Raw genomic sequence first — 18,678 nt, forward strand, 5'->3', positions numbered from 1 at the left:
ATGGCGGCCCATCCGTATCATTCTTTCCATGCGCTGCGTATCGGTTCATGCGGTACGGCGGCAACAGGACAGGAGCGAAAGTGTACGACCAGGAAGACAGCCCGGAACAACAAGCGTATGACCGTACGGGCACGCCAACCATGTCGTATGTCGTCCTGATCGTCCTGGTCGTGGTTGTCGGCTTCATCGCGGCCATGGCCGCATGGACCAGCGCATAAGACGAGCAACCTTCCAACACCATAGGACCAAGAATGAACTTCATCAAAAACTTCATCCAAGAAGAAGACGGCGTCACCGCCATCGAATACGCCCTGATCGCTTCGCTGGTCGCCGGCGTCATCATCGGTGCCGTTACCCTGCTGGGTGGCAACATCAACACGATGTTCCGCGCCTTGGCCGCCAAGATCTCGACCACCGTCAAGTAATCGCTGTATCGGCGCCCCACGGCGCCAGGGGAATCCGGGCCGGCGCCTGCCCCGGATTCCCGGCTTTCCCGCCCTCCCCGCTTTTCCGTTTTCCTCCCCGGAGTCCGCCTTGTCTTCCCTGTTGCCCATGATGCTGCTGTTTGCGCTGCTCGGCGCCGCCGTCTGGCACGACGTGCGTGCGCGCCGCATCCCGAACGCCGTGGTCTTCCCCGGTGCGCTGGCGGGACTGGCCCTGCACGCCCTGCTGCCGGCCGGCGCGGGCCTGTTCGCCACCCCAGCGGGCGGACTCGGCCTCGTTTCCGCGCTTGGCGGCCTGGGCCTGGGCCTGGCCATCCTGCTGCCGATGTACGCGCTGCGCCTGATGGGCGCGGGCGACGTCAAGCTGCTGGCGATGGTTGGCGCCTTTGTCGGCGCCGGCCAGATCCTGGCGGTGGCCCTGGTGACCCTGGCCGCCGGCGGCATCCTGGCCCTGGCCTTCGCCACCGCCCAGGGCAAGCTGCGCAGCCTGCTCGGCAACGCCTGGCAAATGATGGTGTTTACCGGCATGTCCGGCCTCACAGGCCGCCCCCTGGTGGCTGCCCCGAGCGCCGCCAGCGGGCGCCTGCCTTACGCGGTGGCGATCGCCGCCGCCAGCGTTGCCTGCGTCCTGTGGCTGCGCGCATTCGGAAAGCTGCCACTGTGAGCGACGTTTCCGTGGCGCCGGCCGACGCGCGCGCTCCGCGCACGGTCGAGGAAACCGGCCTGCCCTTCCTGTTCCTGGCCGAGCTGATCGCCAAGGTCCTGCACCGGCGCGGCCAGCTGCGCCTGCCCGAACTTGGTGCGCACCTGAAACTGAACGTCGGCGTGATCGATCCCTTGATCGCCTTCTTGCGCGCCGAAAAACTGGTCGAGGTCGCGCGCCTGGGCAACAGCGGCACCGACGCCGATTTGTCCTACCTGCTCACCGAAGCCGGGCAAGGACGCGCCGCCGCGGTCCTGGCGCGCAATGCCTACGCCGGTCCGGCCCCGGTCACCCTTGCCGCCTACGCCGCCCAGGTGCGGGCCCAGAGCCTGGCCGGCATGCAGGTCACGCGCGCGCACATGAACGCCGCCTTCGAGGGCGTGGTGGTCAATCCGCAGGTGCGCGACCAGCTCGGCGCCGCCATGAATTCGGGCCGCGCCCTGTTCCTGCACGGCTTGGCCGGCAGCGGCAAGACCTTCCTCGCCGAACGCCTGCACGCGCTGCTCAGTGGCGCCATCGCCCTGCCCCACGCGCTGATGGTCGACGGCGAAACGATTCCCCTGTTCGACCCGGTCCAGCACCGCGCACGCGACACCGATGCCGCTGCTGCCGCCGACACCGGCAGCGGCAGCAGCAGTCTCGATCGCGGCAGCGCGCCCGACCTGCGCTGGGTGCGCAACCTGCGCCGCCCGGCGGCACTGGCCGGCGGCGAACTCACGCTCGAGATGCTCGACCTCGGCTTCGACCCGCACACCCGTTTGTATGTGGCGCCGCCGCACCTGAAGTCGAACAACGGCATCTTCATCATCGACGACCTGGGGCGCCAGCGCTGCACGCCGGATGCGCTGATGAACCGCTGGATCGTGCCGATGGACCGCGGCGTCGACTACCTGACCCTGCACACCGGGCACAGCTTCCAGGTGCCGTTCGACGTGATCGTCGTGTTCTCGTCGAACTTCGTGCCGCAGCGCCTGTCGGACGGCGCCTTCCTGCGCCGGCTCGGCTACAAGATCGAGGTGCCGCCGGCCTCGGAAGAGGAATACACGCGCCTGTTCGCCCAGGCCTGCGCGCAAGCGGGCATCCGCTTCGACGCCGCCGTCTTCGCCTGGCTGCTCGACTGCCACCGCACGAGCGGCGTGCCGCTGCTGGCCTGCCACCCGCGCGACCTGGTGCGCCAGCTGCGCGACCTCGCACGCTACGAAGAGCGCGCCCCGGAACTCGACCGCCGCGCCCTGGAATGGGCCTGGAATAACTACTTTGCCGCCGGCGCCCCGTCCGGCTGCCCGTTGCAACTGGAACGCCGCGAACGCGGTACGATGGAGAAAGACTGATGCGTAACTCGAGAGCACTGCTGATTATCGGCGTGGCCCTGTTCCTGGCCCTAGCCTCGGTGCTGGTGGCCGCCAAATGGATGAGCGAACAGGGCGTCGCCGGCACCCGCGTGGCGGTGGCCAGCGCCGACATCGTCCAGGGTTCCAAGCTGGCCGAAGACAGCGTCCAACTGGCCGAATGGCCGGCCGGCTCGGTGCCGCCGGGCGCCATCACCGACCTGAAACTGCTGGAAAACCGCATCGTGCGCAGCGACGTCGCGCGCGGCGAACCGATCCTCGAATCGAAGCTGGCCCCACCCGGCACCACCGGCGGCCTGTCGGCCGTGGTCGCCACCGGCAAGCGCGCCATGACGGTGCGCGTCAACGACGTGGTCGGCGTGGCCGGCTTCGCCCTGCCGGGCAATTACGTCGACATCCTGGTCAACCTCGAAAGCACGGCGCTCGACAACGGCGCGCGCCAGCCGTCGATCTCGAAGATCGTGCTCGAGCGTATCCTGGTGCTGGCCGTGGCCCAGGAATCGAACCGCGACGATTCGAAGCCGCGCGTGGTGAACGCCGTGACGCTGGAACTGGCTCCCGACCAGGTGGAAAAGCTCGATCTCGCGCGCAGCATCGGTTCGCTCTCGCTGGTGCTGCGCAACCAGGTCGATCCGCAGCCGGCCAATACCAGCGGCGCCACCCGCGAGTCGGTCCTCGGCCTGCCCGAGGCGAAGCCGGCGCCGCTTGCCGTGGCGCCGGCGCCGGTCCGGCCTGCAGCGCCGGCCCCGGCGCGCCCGCGCCCTGCCGCGCCACGCAACGAAGGCGTCCTCGTGATCCGCGGCCTCGACGCCGCTCCGCAAGCATCCAACTGAAGAACCCCATGACCTTCCAGACCAACAAGACCCTGCTGGCCTGCGCCCTCGCGCTGGCGGCCAGTGCCGGCCAGGCTGCAAACCAGGCCGCCAGCCAGGCCGCCGCCCCGGCCGGCTGCATCGGCCTGCGCGGCCAGGCCGAGGCGCGCAGCCTCGACCTGGTGCGGGGCAAGTCCGTCCTGAAGCGCTTCTGCAGCCCGGCGTCGCAAGTGACCGTCGGTGCGCCCGGCATCGCCAACGTGGTGGTGCCGAATGCCAGCGAAGTGGTGATCGTCGCGCGCAGCGTCGGCAGCACCAACCTGATCGTCTCCACCCGCGACGGCCGCTCCACCGTGATCGACCTGAACGTCGGTCTCGATACCGCGCCGCTGCGCGCCCAGTTCGACAGCCTGTTCCCGGACGAAAAAGACATCCGCATCGGCACCAGCGGCAATGCCCTGGTCCTGTCGGGCATGGTCGCCGACGCCGCCGTGGCCAGCCAGCTGATCGCCTTGGCGAGCACCTACCAGGAGAGCGTGGCCCAGGCCGCCGGCGCCGGCGCGGGGGCGGGCAGCCCACCGGCAGCCGGGGTGGCCGGCGCCTCTGCCGCCGCACCTGTGGCGGCTGCAGCGCCGACCGTGCTCAACATGCTGGCCATCGCCGCGCCCCAGCAGGTCATGCTGGAAGTGAAGATCGCCGAAGTCTCGAAGTCCCTGGTCGACCAGCTCGGCGCGAATGCCCTGTACAGCAAGATCAACGGCAGCTGGAGCTACGGCATCCTGTCGAACTTCCTGACCGGCGCCGGCGGCAGCCTGGGCGGCAGCAAGAGCACCGGCACCAAACAGCTCCAGATCGACGGCGAGAACCGCGACGGCCTGGTGAAGATCCTGGCCGAGCCGACCGTGATGGCGATCAGCGGCCAGGAAGCAAGTTTCCTCGCCGGCGGCAGGATCTTCATTCCGGTCACGCAAAGCGGCCTGGGCAATGGCGCCGCCATCACGCTCGAGGAAAAAGAATACGGCGTGGCCGTGAAATTCACGCCCACCGTGCTCGGCGGCGGGCGCATCAACCTGCGCGTGGCGCCGGAAGTGTCGGAGCTGAACCGCGAAGGCGTGGGCTTCAGCGCCGGCGGCTCGAATGCCACCTCGATCCTGCCCGCGTTTACCACGCGCCGCGCCACCACCACCGTGCAGCTGCAGGACGGCCAGAGCTTCGTCATCGGCGGCCTGATCCGCAACAACGTCACCAGCAACATCAAGCGCTTCCCCTTCCTGGGCGAGGTGCCTGTGCTGGGCACCCTGTTCCGCAGCAGCGACTTCCAGAACGACCGCAGCGAACTGGTGTTCGTGGTGACGCCGCACCTGGTCAAGCCGCTGCAGGATGTGCCGCGCCTGCCGACCGACGAGTACGTGCCGCCAAGCCGCGCCCAGTTCCTGCTGGGCGGCAAACACGAAGGCAGGGCCCGCCCCGCTGCCAACAAGGACCAGCCATGAACCGCATTCTTCCCATCGCCGCCCTCGCGTTCGCCACCGTCCTTGCCGGCTGCGCCGGCAGCAGGACCGCCGCCACCAGCGGCCAGACCGTACGCGCCGCCTTTGCCAGCCAGGTCCTGCATCCGCGGCCGCAGGCACAGCCCGAGCGCGGCGCCGACGGCGCCGCCGCCGCTGCCGCCTATGCGAATTACCAGCAGTCGTTCGCGACGCCCACGCCGCAGTCCGACAGCCCGACCTTCGGCAGCAGCTCCGGCAAATAAGGAAGCCCCGTGAAAATCGCCATTCTTTCGCGCGACGAGCGCAACCTGATCGACTTGTCGCGCCAGCTGCGCGCGCGTCCGGGTACCGACGAGGTCGACATGATCTCGGGCACGCCCGCCCGGCTGTCAACCCTGGCCGACGACGCCATTCCCGACGTGCTGGTCGTGGACCAGCCGCGCCTCGACGAGGACGACCTCGGCCAGCTCGAACGCCTCGGCCACCTGTTCCCGCGCATGGCCTTCATCGTGCTGTCGGCCGACCTGTCGCAGGACTTCCTGCTGCGCGCCATGCGCGCCGGCGTGCGCGAAGTGCTGCCGGCCACGCCGGGCGCCGCCGCGCTGACCCAGACCATCGACCGCCTCGCCGAGAAGCTGGGCAGCCAGGGCGGCGCCCAGGGCAAGGTGCTGGCCTTTATTTCCTGCAAGGGCGGCAGCGGCTCGACGTTTCTTGCCACCAACCTCGCGTATGCCCTGTCCGCCGGCGGCAGCAAGCGCGTGGCCCTGATCGACATGAACCTGCAGTTCGGCGATGCCTCGCTATTCGTCTCCGACACCAAGCCGCTGGCCACGCTGTCCGACGTGGCGCTGCAGATCCACCGCCTCGATCCTTCCTTCCTGGCGTCGAGCATGGTCGCCGTCACGCCCAACTACGGCATCCTGGCCGCGCCGTCGGACCCGGCGCATGCCAGCGACGTCAAGCCCGAGCACATCGACGCCATCGTCAAGCTGGCGCGCCGCCAGTACGATTTCATCGTGCTCGACGTCGGCCGCAGCCTGGACCCGGTGAGCATCCGCGCGCTGGACCACGCCGACACCATCTATCCGGTGCTGCAGATGACGCTTCCCTACATCCGCGACGGCAAGCGCCTGCTCACCGTGTTCCGCAATCTCGACTACGGCAAGGACAAGGTCGAACTCATCGTGAACCGGCACGACAAGAACAGCGACATCCGCATGAAGGACCTGGAAGCAGCCTTCGACACGACCACCCTGCGCACCGTGCCGAACCACTACGATGCGGCCGCGAAATCGGTCAACCAGGGCGTGCCGGTGACGCGCCTGGCGCCCGACAGCCCCTTGAGCGTGGCGCTGATGGACATGGCGCGCGGCCTGACCGGCGAAGCGGCGCCGGCGCCGAGCGCCAGCCTGGTGTCGCGCCTGTTCAACCGCCGCGCCACCGACAAGAAAGAACTGCCGCGATGAACCTCCCCGCCTATTCGCTGCGCGAACGCCTCAGCAACAGCGCGCCGCAGCCCAACGCCCAGCGCGGCCCGATCGACAACCGCGCTTACCACCAGCTGAAGAGCCGCATCCACGAAGCCCTGCTCGACCGCATCGACCTGGAAAGCATGCAGCGACTGTCGCAGGACCAGATCCGCGCCGAACTGCGCCTGCTGGTCGAGCGCCTGCTGGAAGAAGAGCTGGTCGTCATCAACGACGCCGAGCGCAAGACCCTGACGCGCGACATTCAGAACGAGATGCTGGGCCTGGGCCCGCTGGAGCCGCTGCTGGAAGACCCGACCGTGTCCGACATCCTGGTCAACACGCACAAGCAGGTCTACGTCGAACGGCGCGGCAAGTTGGAACTGACCGACGTTACCTTCACCAACGAAGCCCACCTGATGAAGATCATCGACAAGATCGTCTCGCGCGTGGGCCGCCGCATCGACGAATCGAGCCCGATGGTCGACGCCCGCCTGCCGGACGGCTCGCGCGTGAACGCGATCATTCCGCCGCTGGCGATCGACGGCGCGGTGATGTCGATCCGCCGCTTCTCGGCCGACCCGCTGCGCCTGGCCGACCTGGTGGCCTACGGCAGCATGACGGCCGACATGGCCGAGGTGCTGCAGGGCTTGGGCAAGGCCAAGGTGAACATCCTGATTTCGGGCGGCACCGGCTCCGGCAAGACCACCATGCTGAACGTGATTTCCGGCTTCATCGGCGCCAACGAACGCATCGTGACCGTGGAAGACGCGGCCGAGCTGCAACTGCAGCAGCCGCACGTGGTGCGGCTGGAGACTCGTCCGGAAAACATCGAGGGCAAGGGCGAAGTCACCCAGCGCGCGCTGGTGAGGAACGCATTGCGGATGCGCCCCGACCGCATCATCCTGGGCGAGGTGCGCGGCGCCGAAGCGCTCGACATGCTGGGCGCGATGAACACCGGCCACGAAGGCTCGATGGCGACCATCCACGCGAATACCCCGCGCGATGCCCTGACGCGCCTGGAAAACATGATCAGCATGGCCGCCGGCACCCTGCCGCCGAAGGCCATGCGCCAGCAGATCGCCTCGGCGGTCGGCGTGGTGGTGCAGGTGGCGCGCCTGACCGACGGCAAGCGCCGCGTGCTGTCGATCTCGGAAGTGACGGGCATGGAAGGCGACGTCATCACGATGCAGGAAATCTTCTCGTACAAGCAGACCGGCGTCAGCGACGACGGCACTGTGATCGGCCATTCGAGCGCCACCGGGGTGCGTCCGCGTTTCGCCGAGCGCCTGCGCACCTTCGGCGTGAACCTGACGCCGCAGGTCTTCGAGCCGCGCTGAAGACAGGCCGACGCGCATGGACATCACCTTCCTTCTTTTCGTCGTGCTGCTGTTCGCGGCCGTCCTGCTCCTCATGTGGGGCGTGTATGTGGGCTGGCTGGCGCACCGCAGCCCGGAAGCCGAGCGCATCGCGCGGCGCCTGCGCAGCGTGATCGGCAACGAGACGCGCCAGGACGATATCACCATCGTCAAGGAACGCCGCCTGAGCGACAACCCCGGGCTGGACGCGCTGCTGCGCCGCCTGCCCGGCACGCGCCGCCTGGACCGGATGCTGATGCAGGCCGGCTCGAGCCGGCTGGTGGCGCGCCAGCTGGCGTTCTGCGCGGGCGGCCTGGTGGCCGGGCTGGTGCTGGGCATCGTGCTGGGCCTGCCCGGCATCGTGCTGCTGCCGCTTGCGCTGGGCGTGGCGGCCCTGCCGCTGATGCGCCTGGCGCAGGCGCGCGATGCCCGCCTGGCGCGCTTCGAACTGCAGCTGCCCGACGCGCTCGACATGATGAGCCGCGCGATGCGCGCCGGCCATGCCTTCCCGACCGCGCTCAAGCTCGTGGCCGACGAAGTGCCGGCGCCGCTGGGCGAGGAATTCAAGACGGCCTTCGACGAAGTCAACTTCGGCATTTCGATGGGCGACGCCCTGAATGCCCTGGCCCAGCGCTTGCCCAGCATGGACTTGCAGTACTTCGTGGTGGCGGTGCTGATCCAGCGCGAGAGCGGCGGCAACCTCACCGAGCTGCTGTCCTCGATCAGCGCGATCATCCGCGACCGCCTGAAGCTCGTAGGCCAGGTGCGCGTGCTGTCGGCCGAAGGCCGCATCTCGGCCTGGGTGCTGTGCCTGCTGCCTTTCGGCGCGGGTTCGGTGATGACCCTGGCGAATCCGGAGACGATGAGCGTGCTGGTCACCGACCCGGCCGGCCGCAACATGCTTGGCGCGGCGGCCGTGATGATGGTGGTCGGCGTGCTGGCGATCCGCAAGATCATCCGTATCCGCATGTGAAACAACAAAGGCGACAACCATGACGAAGTCCCAGATCCTGATGCTGGCCCTGATGTTCCTGCTGGTGTTCGGCGGCGCCGTGCTGGCCATGCTGCTGCTCACGCGCGACCCGGTCAAGGCGCGCCTGTCAACGCTCGACGAACGCGAGGCCGGCGCGCATGCCGATGCCGGACCCGGAACCGGCTGGCTGGTGCGCCTGGCGCGGCTGGCCGCACCGCTGGCGCGCCTGTCGGTGCCGGCCGAAGGCTGGGAAGGCTCGCCGGTGCGCCTGCGCTTCATCAATGCCGGCTGGCGCGACCCGTCCACGCCCGGTCTGTTCCACGCCGGGAAGACCGCCCTGACCGTGGGCCTGCCGCTGCTTGCCTTCCTGCTGCTGCCGCACGACCCCGAGCGCCCGCTGGTCTTCACCTTCCTGGCGCTGGTCGGCTCGGCCTCGGTCGGCTACTACGCGCCGGACCTGGTGCTGAAGCGGCGCATCGCGCGGCGCCAGCGCGAGATCTTCGAGACCTTCCCGGATGCGCTGGACCTGATGACGGTGTGCGTCGAAGCCGGCCTGGCAATGGACGCGGCGCTGGGCCGGGTTGGCGCCGAGATCGGCCTGAAGTCGCCGGTACTGGCCGAGGAACTGCAGCTGGTGACGCTGGAAATGCGCGCCGGCAGCGGCAAGGAAAAGGCCTTGCGCAACCTGGCCCTGCGCACCGGCGTCGAAGACGTCGACGCGCTGGTCAAGATGCTGATCCAGGCCGACCGCTTCGGCACCAGTGTCGGTACCGCCCTGCGCGTGCAATCGGAACAGTTGCGCACGCGGCGGCGCCAGCTGATCGAGGAGAGCGCGGCCAAGATCGCGACCAAGATGCTGTTCCCGCTTATCTTCTTCATCTTCCCCGCGCTGCTGGTGGTCCTGCTGGGTCCGGCCTGCCTGCAGATCCTGCGCTCGGTCATTCCGGTGGCTGCGGGCATGGAGTGACGCGCGCGCCGGTGATGCGGCGCCGTGCATGGAGATATGACGGGCAGCGCCCCGTACGGTGGGCACGGAGTGCCTAGCGCGGCCCGGCCCACCCTACGGGCGACGCCAACAAATTCGGAACCGCAGGTGGGAACACCGCGTCGCATCCCCGCCTCATGTATCAGTATTTTTACAAATCAAGCCAAGCTTGCTCGAAAGATACGATTAGAATACTTTCTCCAAATTCCATCATAAAAACAGGGGAAACATGATCCGTTTGCCATTCGCGCTGGCTGCGCTATGCCTCGGCGCGTCCGCCTTTGCGGCCGAACCTTTCGACGACAAGTTCCGCCAGCTCGACGAGCTGCTGCCGACCGCAACGACGATCCGCACCGCTTCCGGCGCCCCCGGCCACGCCTACTGGCAGCAGCGCGCCGACTACACGATCCGCGCCACGCTCGACGAAGCGAACCGCTCGATCCGCGCTGCCGAAACGATCACCTACCACAACAATTCCCCGGACACGCTGAATTACCTGTGGCTGCAGCTCGACCAGAACATCTACAAATCCGACTCCGGCGCACGCCGCTCGGCCACCGTGGTCTCGCGCGAGGCCTGGGCCAAGCCGCGCAGCCCGGAAGAAGGCATGAAGTTCGACGCCCTGCGCACGACCTTCGAAGGCCTGAGCTTCGACGGCGGCTTCAAGGTCACCGGCGTGAAGGCCGGCGGCCGCCAGCTGGCTCACACCATCAACGGCACGATGATGCGCATCGATTTGCCGACGCCGCTGAAATCCGGCCAGCGCTTCAATTTCGACGTCGAGTGGAACTACAAGATCAACGAGCAGAAGGTGCTCGGCGGCCGTTCGGGCTTCGAGAAGTTTGACGAAGACAAGAACGATCTGTTCGAGATCGCCCAGTGGTTCCCGCGCATGGCGGCCTACTACGACGTGTATGGCTGGCAGCACAAGCAGTTCCTCGGCGCCGGCGAATTCACGCTCGAATTCGGCGACTACGATGTCGAGCTGACCGTCCCGGCCGACCACATCGTGGCCTCGACCGGCGTGCTGCAGAACCCGGGCTCGGTGCTCAGCGCCGCCCAGCGCGACCGCCTGGCGCGCGCCAAGTCATCGAAGAAGCCGGTCGTCATCGTGACCCAGGCCGAAGCCGAAGCCGCTGAAAAATCGAAAGCCACCGGCACCAAGACCTGGCGCTTCAAGGCGAAGAATGTGCGCGACTTCGCGTTTGCCTCGAGCCGCAAGTTCATCTGGGACGCCCAGGGCATGAAGAGTGGCGACACCGATGTGATGGCGATGTCCTACTATCCGAAGGAAGGCAATCCGCTGTGGGAGAAGTACTCCACGCACGCCATCGTCCACACCATCGAGCAGTACAACAAGTACTCGTTCGACTACCCTTACCCGACCGCGATTTCCGTGAACGGCCCGGTGGGAGGCATGGAATACCCGATGATCTCGTTCAACGGCCCGCGTCCGACCAAGGACAAGAAGACCGGCGAACTGACCTACTCGAAGCGCACCAAGTACGGCCTGATCGGCGTGATCATCCATGAAGTGGGCCACAACTACTTCCCCATGATCGTCAACTCCGACGAGCGCCAGTGGACCTGGATGGACGAGGGCCTGAACTCCTTCGTGCAGACCCTGGCCCAGGAAGCCTGGGAAGAACAATGGCCGGAAATGCGCGGCGAACCGCGCCTGATCACCGACTACATGAAGAGCCGCAACCAGGTGCCGATCATGACCAACTCGGAGTCGGTCCTGCAGTTCGGGAACAACGCCTATGCCAAGCCGGCCGCCGCCCTGACCGTACTGCGCGAAACGGTGCTCGGCCGCGAACTGTTCGACTTCGCCTTCCAGGAATACGCGCGCCGCTGGAAATTCAAGCGCCCGACCCCGGCCGACTTCTTCCGCACCATGGAAGACGCATCCGGCACGGACCTCGACTGGTTCTGGCGCGGCTGGTTCTACACCACCGACCCGGTGGACGTGAGCATCGACGGCATCAGCGAATACACGGTCAGCTCGCAGAACCCGGAAATCGAAAAAGCCTGGCGCCGTAAACTCCGCGACGCCGAACCGACGTCGCTGACCGACCAGCGCAACAAGGGCATGCCGCGCCGCGTGGACGCGCATCCGGAGTTGAAGGACTTCTACAACGAGCACGACGACTTCACCGTCACGAACGCGGACCGCAACAAGTTCACGGAGTCGCAAGAGAAGCTGGAAGACTGGGAAAAGGCGCTGCTCTCGTCAGGCAAGCACCTGTACCTGGTGGACTTCAGCAACGTCGGCGGGCTGGTGACGCCGCTGGTGCTAGAGATCCAGCTGGCGAGCGGCAAGAAATACATCGAACGTATTCCGGCCGAAGTGTGGCGCTATTCGCCGAAGAAGATCACGAAACTGATCGTCACCGACGAACCGATGACCAGCCTGGTGCAGGACCCGTACTGGGAAACCGCCGACATCGACCAGAGCAACAACGCCTGGCCGCGCAAGCTGACCCCGTCGCGCCTGGAACTGTTCAAGACCGAACGCGGTGGCAATGACCTGATGAAGGACTTCAATACCAAGCTGAAGACCACGGAAGAGAAGGACGCCGCTGCCAAGGAAGAGCCGAAGAAGGAGACGGTGCCGCCGGTGCAGTAAATCGGCTTGTTGGCCGCGCGATCAATCCGGGCCACGGACGCCGACCCGTACGGTGGGCACCCCGTGCCCACGCGGTACGCACGGTTCCGCGAGTCCGCTGCCGCGAGGTGCCGCTCGAAACCGATGCAACGGCCCGCGGCCAAGCTTGATGTTTCGAGCGAGTTATCCCCGCCAACACAAAAATCACACGCACGTAATCGCGTGGGCACGGAGTGCCCACCGTACGGTTTGAACCGGTAGCTGCGCATCGTGCGTGGCTACCGGTTTTGTACCATTCAGAATACCTAATTCATGAACATGAAACACCTCGCGCGCACCATCGCGCTGACCCTCTCTCTCTCCACCGCCGCCCACGCCGCCGACCCGTTCGACGACAAATTCCGCCAGCTCGACGAACTGCTGCCGACGCCCACCACCACCCGCACCGCCTCCGGCGCCCCGGGCCACGCCTACTGGCAGCAGCGCGCCGACTACAAGCTGCGCGCCACGCTCGACGAAACCAAGCGCGCCATCACCGGCGCCGGCACCGTCACCTACTACAACAATTCCCCGGACACGCTGCATTACCTGTGGGTCCAGCTCGACCAGAACATGTTCCGCGGCGACTCGGACAACCGCAACATCTCGACCCTGCCCTCGCGCGACGCCTGGCAAAAGGGCGGCGCCGACGGCGTGAAGTTCGACGCCATCCGCTTCGCCTACGAGAGCCGCGCATTCGACGGCGGCTTCAAGATCGGCAGCGTCAAGTCGGGCGATGGCCGCCCCCTGCACTACGCCGTCAACAAGACCATGATGCGCATCGACCTGCCCCAGCCTTTGGCCCCGGGCGCGAAGGTGTCGTTCGCCATGGAGTGGAGCTTCAACATTCCCGAGGCCAGCGTGATCGGCCGCCGCATGGGCTTCGAGCGTTTCGACAAACAAGACAAGAACGATTTGTTCGAGGTGGCGCAGTGGTTCCCGCGCATGGCCGCCTACTACGACGTGGCCGGCTGGCAGAACAAGCAGTACCTGGGCGACGGCGAATTCACGCTGGAGTTCGGCGACTACGACGTCGAGATCACGGTCCCGGCCGACCATATCGTAGCCTCCACCGGCGAACTGCAGAACGCCGGCGAAGTGCTGACCGCCGCCCAGCGCGCGCGCCTGAAACAGGCACGCACCGCGAAGAAGCCGGTCGTGATCGTGACCCAGGCCGAAGCCGAAGCGGCCGAGAAGTCGAAAGCCACCACCCTGAAAACCTGGCGCTTCAAGGCCCGGAACGTGCGCGACTTCGCCTTTGCCTCGAGCCGCAAGTTCATCTGGGATGCCCAGGGCATGAAGAGTGGCGACAAGGACGTGCTGGCCATGTCCTACTATCCGAAGGAAGGCAATCCGCTGTGGGAGCAGTACTCGACCCAGGCCATCATCCACACCATCGAGCAGTACAACAAGTACTCGTTCGACTACCCCTACCCGGTGGCGATTTCGGTGAACGGCCCGATCGGCGGCATGGAATACCCGATGATCTCGTTCAACGGCCCGCGCCCGACCAAGGACAAGAAGACCGGCGAAGTCACGTATTCGAAGGCGACCAAGTATGGCCTGATCAGCGTGATCATCCACGAGGTCGGCCACAACTACTATCCGATGATCGTGAACTCCGACGAGCGCCAGTGGACCTGGATGGACGAGGGCCTGAACTCCTTCCTGCAGTACCTGGCCGAAAACGCCTGGGAAGAAAACTATCCGGCGCGCCGCGGCGATCCGCGCGACATCGTCGACTACATGAAGAGCCGCAACCAGACGCCGATCATGACCAACTCGGAGTCGGTGCTGCAGCGCGGCCCGAACGCCTACGCCAAGCCGGCCACCGCCCTGAACATCCTGCGCGAAACGGTGCTGGGCCGCGAACTGTTCGACTTCGCCTTTAAAGAATACGGCCGCCGCTGGAAGTTCAAGCGCCCGACCCCGGCCGATCTGTTCCGCACCATGGAAGACGCTTCCGGCACGGACCTCGACTGGTTCTGGCGCGGCTGGTTCTACACGACCGACGCGGTGGACGTGAGCGTGGACGGCATCAGCGAATATACGGTCAGCACCCAGGACCCGGACATCGAAAAGGCCTGGCGCCGCAAGCTGCGCGATGCCGAGCCGGCCTCGCTCACCGAGCAGCGCAACAAGGGCATGCCGCGCCGCGTGGATGCCCACCCCGAGCTGAAGGATTTCTACAACGAGCACGACGACTTCACCGTCACGAATGCCGACCGCAACAAATTCAGCGAGCAGCAGGACAAGCTGGAAGACTGGGAGAAAGCCCTTCTGACCTCGGGCAAGCACCTGTACCTGGTCGATTTTTCCAATGTCGGCGGACTGGTGACGCCGCTGGTGCTGGAGATCCAGCTCGCGAGCGGTAAAAAAACCATCGAGCGCATCCCGGCCGAAGTCTGGCGCTACTCGCCGAAGAAGATCACGAAACTGATCGTCACCGACGAGCCGATGGTCGGCCTGACGCAAGACCCGTTCTGGGAAACGGCCGACATCAACGTCGACAACAACGCCTGGCCGCGCAAGCTGACCCCGTCGCGCCTGGAGCTGTTCAAGACCAACCGCAGCGGGCCGGACCTGATGAGGGACTACAATACGCCGCTGAAAACCAAGGCGGCGCCGGCGAATGGCGTGCCTGAAACGCCAAAGGCTGCGCAATGATGAAAAGTTTGAAGATGCTGCTGTGCGCCGTGCTGCTGTGCGCCAGCGCGGCGGCGTCGGCGCACCGCTTCCACGCGGGCATCGCCGACGTGTCGTTCAACGCCCGCACCGGCAGCACCGAGATCGTGCATACCTACATGGCGCACGACATCGACGCGCTGCTGGCCAACATGTACGGGCGCCAGTTCGACCTGACCGAACCCGACGACCAGGAGGTGCTGCGCAAGTACATCGACTCGCGCTTCTGGGTGCTCGGCCAGGACAAGACGCGCCTGCGCGTGCGCTGGGTCGGCGTGTCGGCCGACGCCGAGCGCGTCACGGTGTACCAGGAGATCGAAAAGACGCCATTGTGGAAGGCCGGCGCCATCCACAACGCCGTGCTGGTCGACTTCCTGCCCGACCAGGTAAACACCGTGAACCTCAACGACGGCAATGCCGTGCGCAGCCTGACCTTCGACCGCGCCAATCCCGACCAGGCTACCCGCTAAGTCGCTCCTGCCTGGCAACAAGGCCTGGCAACAACGGGTGGTTTGACGGAGAGCAGGAGGACCGGCCACCCTTCACTGCCCACCATGAAAGGTGCTACGCTACCGGGCATGATGACCTCCGAACCACCCTACACCGATCCTTCCCGCCTCGCCGAGGCTTTGCGCGGCGACGGCTACGCGCTCGTGCGCCCGGCCGACGTGGCGCGCCTGGCCGGCTGCTCGCTGCCTGAACTGCAGGCGCTGGCGCCGAGCTGGGACCACCTCGAACTCGACAACTACCTGAAGGACGGCGGCCGCTACCGGCGCCGCCGCCACTCCTGCTTCGTCGACAGCGGCGCTGCGCTCGAACAGACCGCGCACCGCGCGCACTGGCAGCCGGTCGAGTACAACGCCCTGCACGGCGGCATGCACCGTTTGTTCGAACCGATCCAAGACGCGACCATCGCCGAACCGGCCTGGGGGCGCCTGCTGCGCGCGCTCGGCGCGGTGTGCTCCGAGGTGAAAGGCGCGCAGCCCTGGTACGTGGAAGCCCACCAGTTCCGCATCGACACCGCCGACGGCATCGGCCGCCCGACGCCGGAAGGCGCGCACCGCGATGGCGTGGATTACGTGGCCGTGATCCTGATCGACCGCGCCGGCATCAAGGGCGGCGAGACGCGCGTGTTCGAGGCGAACGGGCCGCGCGGGCAGCGCTTTACCATGACCGAACCCTGGACCATGCTGCTGCTGGACGACGCGGCCGTGATCCATGAGTCGACGCCGATCCAGCCGCTGGCCGAGCACGGGCACCGCGATACGCTGGTGCTGACCTGGCGCGCGGGGAGTTTCCAAGGCGAGGGCGTCGAATAAGGCAAGCGCCGGCGGTATCCGCGACGTTGACGTCGATGAATGCTGACCTCGACAATATTGGGGACGCCGACGTTGGCAACGTTGCTGACGCTGATCGTACGGTGGGCACTCCGTGCCCACGCGGTTACGTGCCCATGCTTGCACTACGTGCTGTGACTCGCCGCCCGCAAACGCGGAGCTCGGCCCTATCGCCATGCAGGCTTTCCATCCATCGTACACCGCGCGAGCGATACCTCACCGCTGCCGACTGCGGACCCGTGCGTACCGCGTGGGCACGAGTGCCCACCCTACGAGGATGTGAAAAAATCGCCATGGCTGCGTTGCCTCGTCTCGCCGTACGCTCGTACTGTCTTCGACTCGGCGCCTTGCCCTGACAATTTTTTCACATCCTCTACGGTTGGTGCTTCCAGCTTCGGTTACGTCAACGCCACACGGCACGGTCGACGCTACCCGCTTCGTTCACGCCAACGCTACACGCAAAAAAAACGCCCGAGTACCTTGCGGTACCGGGCGGTAATCCAGTATTCGGAGAAAACTGGAGGAGACAGTTCCAATATAACGCGGTTTATTGTGCACCGCAATACGGTAAAACTACGGTATCAATACCGTAGCTCCTCTCGGTAACAGACACCCAGCTGCTGCTCCGGCACCACGTTGACAAGGGTTTATGTCGCAGTGCATCATCAGGGTGCGCATGCGATATGAATTGCACTGTTCTGGTGCAATTCCTGTCTCAGCTCTTCTTCCCATCCTCGGCTGGCGCAATCTGCGTCGCCATCGGCCGGCAAGGCGGCTCGGAATTTTTTTTCACATTTGCGGTCTCCTGGCGCGCATTTACCGCCGCCATCCTGCGCGAGGAAGCCGACTCCACATGCGAGGGCAGCTTGTTCACCGGCGCCACGCTGCCGCGTTCTGGCATGGGCTGGGTGCCGGCACGCGGCGGCAGGGCGGCCGAGGCAGGTGCGTCGGCTTGCGGCTCGGCGCGACAGGGCGGATCGGCAGGTGGAGCAGGGTTCTGCGCCACGGCGTGCAGCGGCAGCGTACAGGACAGGGCCGCGAACGACAGGAATCGTTTCAATCGTTTCATCATCTCCACCTCCATCGCAAAAAAACCATTGTAACGGGATTAGAGGCTGGCCTCGAACACGAGCGGAAATACCTTGCCTTTGCGATAAACTGCTTCGATATTGCCGGCAGCGGCCCAGCAGAAACGGAAACCAAGCACATGCGATTTACGACCACCCGCCTCCCCCTGCGTGCCGGCCCGGCCGCGCTGATCGTCCTGGCCCTGGCGGGCTGCGGCCGCGACGCCGCCAACAAGGGGAAGGACGCCCCGGCCACGCCCGCACTGACCGTCAGCACCGCGCGCCCCTCGACCGCCGAGCTGCCGCTGCGCCTGGGCGCCAACGGCAACGTGGCCGCCTGGCAGGAAGCGGTGATCGGCAGCGAGTCGAACGGCCTGCGCCTGACCGAGGTACGCGTGAACGTGGGCGACGTGGTGAAGAAGGGCGAAGTACTGGCCGTGTTCTCGGCCGACACCGTGAACGCCGACGTCGCCCAGGCGCGCGCGGCGCTGCAGGAAGCGCAGGCGAATGCCGAGGAAGCCGCCGCCAACGCACGCCGCGGCGAAGCCCTGCGCAGTTCGGGCGCGATGAGCGAGCAGCAGGTGGCGCAGTATCTCACCGCCGCGAACACCGCTACCGCGCGCGTGGCCGCCGCCCGCGCCACCCTCACCCAGCAGCAGCTGCGCCTGAAGTACACCACCGTGGTGGCGCCCGACAGCGGCGTGATCTCGGCGCGCAACGCCACCGTGGGCGCCGTCGTCGGCGCCGGCACGGAGCTGTTCCGCCTGATCCGCCAGGGCCGCCTGGAATGGCGCGCCGAGGTGACGGCGGCCGACATCGACCGCATCAAGCCCGGCACGCGCGCGGTTGTCAAGGCGGCCAACGGCAGCGAAGTGACCGGCAAGGTGCGCATGATCGCGCCGACCGTCGACGCGCAAACGCGCACCGCCCTGGTCTACGTCGACCTGCCGCCGGCCATGAGCAGCACCGCGCCGCTGAAGGCCGGCATGTTCGCCGGCGGCGAATTCGAGATGGGCGCCTCGAACGCGCTGACCGTGCCGCAGCAGGCGATCGCCGTGCGCGACGGTTTTAACTATGTGTTCCGCCTGAACGCAGACAGCCGCGTGAGCCAGCAAAAGATCACGACCGGGCGCCGCCTGGGCGAACGCATCGAGGTGCTGGGCGGGCTGGCGCCGGATGCGCAGATCGTGGTCAGCGGCGCCGGTTTCCTGAACGATGGCGACCTGGTGCGGAATGTCCAGCGGGGGGCGCAGGCGCCCGCGGGCCAGCCGGCACCGGCGGCGCCAACGCCGGGCGCGGCGCCGGCGAACATGCCGGCGAATGCGCAGGCTGGCACATCGTCCGCCACTGCGCGCTGAGGGGC

17 protein-coding genes are annotated in these 18,678 nt (G+C 66.7%); 16 read left to right on the forward strand and 1 reads right to left on the reverse strand.

Annotated features, from left to right (window positions below; all coding sequences use genetic code 11):
* Positions 1-80: 80 nt before the first annotated feature.
* The 15 genes from QWL29_RS00305 (at position 81) to QWL29_RS00375 (ending at position 16,230) form a co-directional block, all read left to right on the forward strand.
* Positions 81-218 (forward strand): hypothetical protein, encoded by a 138-nt coding sequence (locus tag QWL29_RS00305; protein ID WP_305820892.1) that lies wholly within the window; start codon positions 81-83, stop codon positions 216-218.
* Between the two features lie 33 nt (positions 219-251).
* Positions 252-425 (forward strand): Flp family type IVb pilin, encoded by a 174-nt coding sequence (locus QWL29_RS00310; protein WP_229437149.1) that lies wholly within the window; start codon positions 252-254, stop codon positions 423-425.
* A 109-nt stretch (positions 426-534) separates the two neighbouring features.
* Positions 535-1,107 (forward strand): prepilin peptidase, encoded by a 573-nt coding sequence (locus QWL29_RS00315; protein WP_305820893.1) that lies wholly within the window; start codon positions 535-537, stop codon positions 1,105-1,107.
* Positions 1,104-2,477 carry a DUF8689 domain-containing protein gene (locus QWL29_RS00320; protein WP_305820894.1) on the forward strand — a complete coding sequence of 458 codons (1,374 nt, stop codon included), beginning with the start codon at positions 1,104-1,106 and terminating at the stop codon, positions 2,475-2,477. The genes QWL29_RS00315 and QWL29_RS00320 overlap by 4 nt, the downstream gene beginning before the upstream one ends.
* Positions 2,477-3,328, forward strand: coding sequence for a Flp pilus assembly protein CpaB (gene cpaB, locus QWL29_RS00325; protein ID WP_305820895.1), 852 nt, complete (start codon positions 2,477-2,479; stop codon positions 3,326-3,328). Before QWL29_RS00320 ends, cpaB begins: the two co-directional genes overlap by 1 nt.
* An 8-nt stretch (positions 3,329-3,336) precedes the next feature.
* Complete coding sequence (locus QWL29_RS00330; RefSeq protein ID WP_305820896.1) at positions 3,337-4,800, forward strand: type II and III secretion system protein family protein; 1,464 nt, start codon at positions 3,337-3,339, stop codon at positions 4,798-4,800.
* Positions 4,797-5,060: a hypothetical protein gene (locus tag QWL29_RS00335; RefSeq protein ID WP_305820897.1), complete on the forward strand. Its 264-nt coding sequence runs from the start codon at positions 4,797-4,799 to the stop codon at positions 5,058-5,060. Before QWL29_RS00330 ends, QWL29_RS00335 begins: the two co-directional genes overlap by 4 nt.
* A 9-nt stretch (positions 5,061-5,069) precedes the next feature.
* Positions 5,070-6,263, forward strand: a complete 1,194-nt coding sequence (locus QWL29_RS00340; protein WP_305820898.1) for a CpaE/TadZ family protein — start codon at positions 5,070-5,072, stop codon at positions 6,261-6,263.
* Positions 6,260-7,603, forward strand: a complete 1,344-nt coding sequence (locus tag QWL29_RS00345) for a TadA family conjugal transfer-associated ATPase (RefSeq protein ID WP_305820899.1) — start codon at positions 6,260-6,262, stop codon at positions 7,601-7,603. The genes QWL29_RS00340 and QWL29_RS00345 overlap by 4 nt, the downstream gene beginning before the upstream one ends.
* Before the next feature lie 16 nt (positions 7,604-7,619).
* The gene (locus tag QWL29_RS00350; RefSeq protein ID WP_305820900.1) at positions 7,620-8,594 is read left to right on the forward strand and encodes a type II secretion system F family protein; all 975 of its coding nucleotides are present in this window, start codon (positions 7,620-7,622) and stop codon (positions 8,592-8,594) included.
* Positions 8,595-8,613: 19 nt separating this feature from the next.
* Entirely contained in the window at positions 8,614-9,561 is a 948-nt protein-coding gene (locus tag QWL29_RS00355; protein WP_305820901.1) for a type II secretion system F family protein, read from the forward strand.
* 247 nt (positions 9,562-9,808) lie between these two features.
* Entirely contained in the window at positions 9,809-12,208 is a 2,400-nt protein-coding gene (locus tag QWL29_RS00360; protein WP_305820902.1) for a M1 family metallopeptidase, read from the forward strand.
* A gap of 291 nt (positions 12,209-12,499) precedes the next feature.
* Positions 12,500-14,893, forward strand: a complete 2,394-nt coding sequence (locus QWL29_RS00365; protein ID WP_305820903.1) for a M1 family metallopeptidase — start codon at positions 12,500-12,502, stop codon at positions 14,891-14,893.
* A complete protein-coding gene (locus tag QWL29_RS00370; RefSeq protein WP_308634658.1) occupies positions 14,890-15,381 on the forward strand; it encodes a DUF6702 family protein in 492 nt (163 codons plus the stop codon). Before QWL29_RS00365 ends, QWL29_RS00370 begins: the two co-directional genes overlap by 4 nt.
* Positions 15,382-15,489: 108 nt before the next feature.
* Entirely contained in the window at positions 15,490-16,230 is a 741-nt protein-coding gene (locus tag QWL29_RS00375) for a 2OG-Fe dioxygenase family protein (RefSeq protein ID WP_305820904.1), read from the forward strand.
* A gap of 733 nt (positions 16,231-16,963) precedes the next feature.
* Here QWL29_RS00375 and QWL29_RS00380 read toward each other — a convergent pair.
* Positions 16,964-17,320, reverse strand: a complete 357-nt coding sequence (locus tag QWL29_RS00380) for a flagellar biosynthesis protein FlhF (protein WP_305820905.1) — start codon at positions 17,318-17,320, stop codon at positions 16,964-16,966.
* 135 nt (positions 17,321-17,455) lie between these two features.
* On the opposite strand from QWL29_RS00380, the gene QWL29_RS00385 reads away from it, so the two are divergent.
* Entirely contained in the window at positions 17,456-18,673 is a 1,218-nt protein-coding gene (locus tag QWL29_RS00385; RefSeq protein ID WP_305820906.1) for an efflux RND transporter periplasmic adaptor subunit, read from the forward strand.
* Positions 18,674-18,678 lie beyond the last annotated feature (5 nt).

This window comes from Massilia brevitalea, assembly GCF_030711405.1.
Classification (GTDB): domain Bacteria; phylum Pseudomonadota; class Gammaproteobacteria; order Burkholderiales; family Burkholderiaceae_D; genus Telluria; species Telluria brevitalea.

Coding starts and splice junctions, on each gene's coding strand:
- QWL29_RS00370 (WP_308634658.1), top strand. CDS start 14,890: ATGATGAAAAGTTTGAAGATGCTGCTGTGCGCCGTGCTGCTGTGCGCC.
- QWL29_RS00375 (WP_305820904.1), top strand. CDS start 15,490: ATGATGACCTCCGAACCACCCTACACCGATCCTTCCCGCCTCGCCGAG.
- QWL29_RS00330 (WP_305820896.1), top strand. CDS start 3,337: ATGACCTTCCAGACCAACAAGACCCTGCTGGCCTGCGCCCTCGCGCTG.
- QWL29_RS00365 (WP_305820903.1), top strand. CDS start 12,500: ATGAACATGAAACACCTCGCGCGCACCATCGCGCTGACCCTCTCTCTC.
- QWL29_RS00335 (WP_305820897.1), top strand. CDS start 4,797: ATGAACCGCATTCTTCCCATCGCCGCCCTCGCGTTCGCCACCGTCCTT.
- QWL29_RS00345 (WP_305820899.1), top strand. CDS start 6,260: ATGAACCTCCCCGCCTATTCGCTGCGCGAACGCCTCAGCAACAGCGCG.
- QWL29_RS00350 (WP_305820900.1), top strand. CDS start 7,620: ATGGACATCACCTTCCTTCTTTTCGTCGTGCTGCTGTTCGCGGCCGTC.
- QWL29_RS00310 (WP_229437149.1), top strand. CDS start 252: ATGAACTTCATCAAAAACTTCATCCAAGAAGAAGACGGCGTCACCGCC.
- QWL29_RS00360 (WP_305820902.1), top strand. CDS start 9,809: ATGATCCGTTTGCCATTCGCGCTGGCTGCGCTATGCCTCGGCGCGTCC.
- cpaB (WP_305820895.1), top strand. CDS start 2,477: ATGCGTAACTCGAGAGCACTGCTGATTATCGGCGTGGCCCTGTTCCTG.
- QWL29_RS00385 (WP_305820906.1), top strand. CDS start 17,456: ATGCGATTTACGACCACCCGCCTCCCCCTGCGTGCCGGCCCGGCCGCG.
- QWL29_RS00355 (WP_305820901.1), top strand. CDS start 8,614: ATGACGAAGTCCCAGATCCTGATGCTGGCCCTGATGTTCCTGCTGGTG.
- QWL29_RS00380 (WP_305820905.1), bottom strand. CDS start 17,320: ATGATGAAACGATTGAAACGATTCCTGTCGTTCGCGGCCCTGTCCTGT.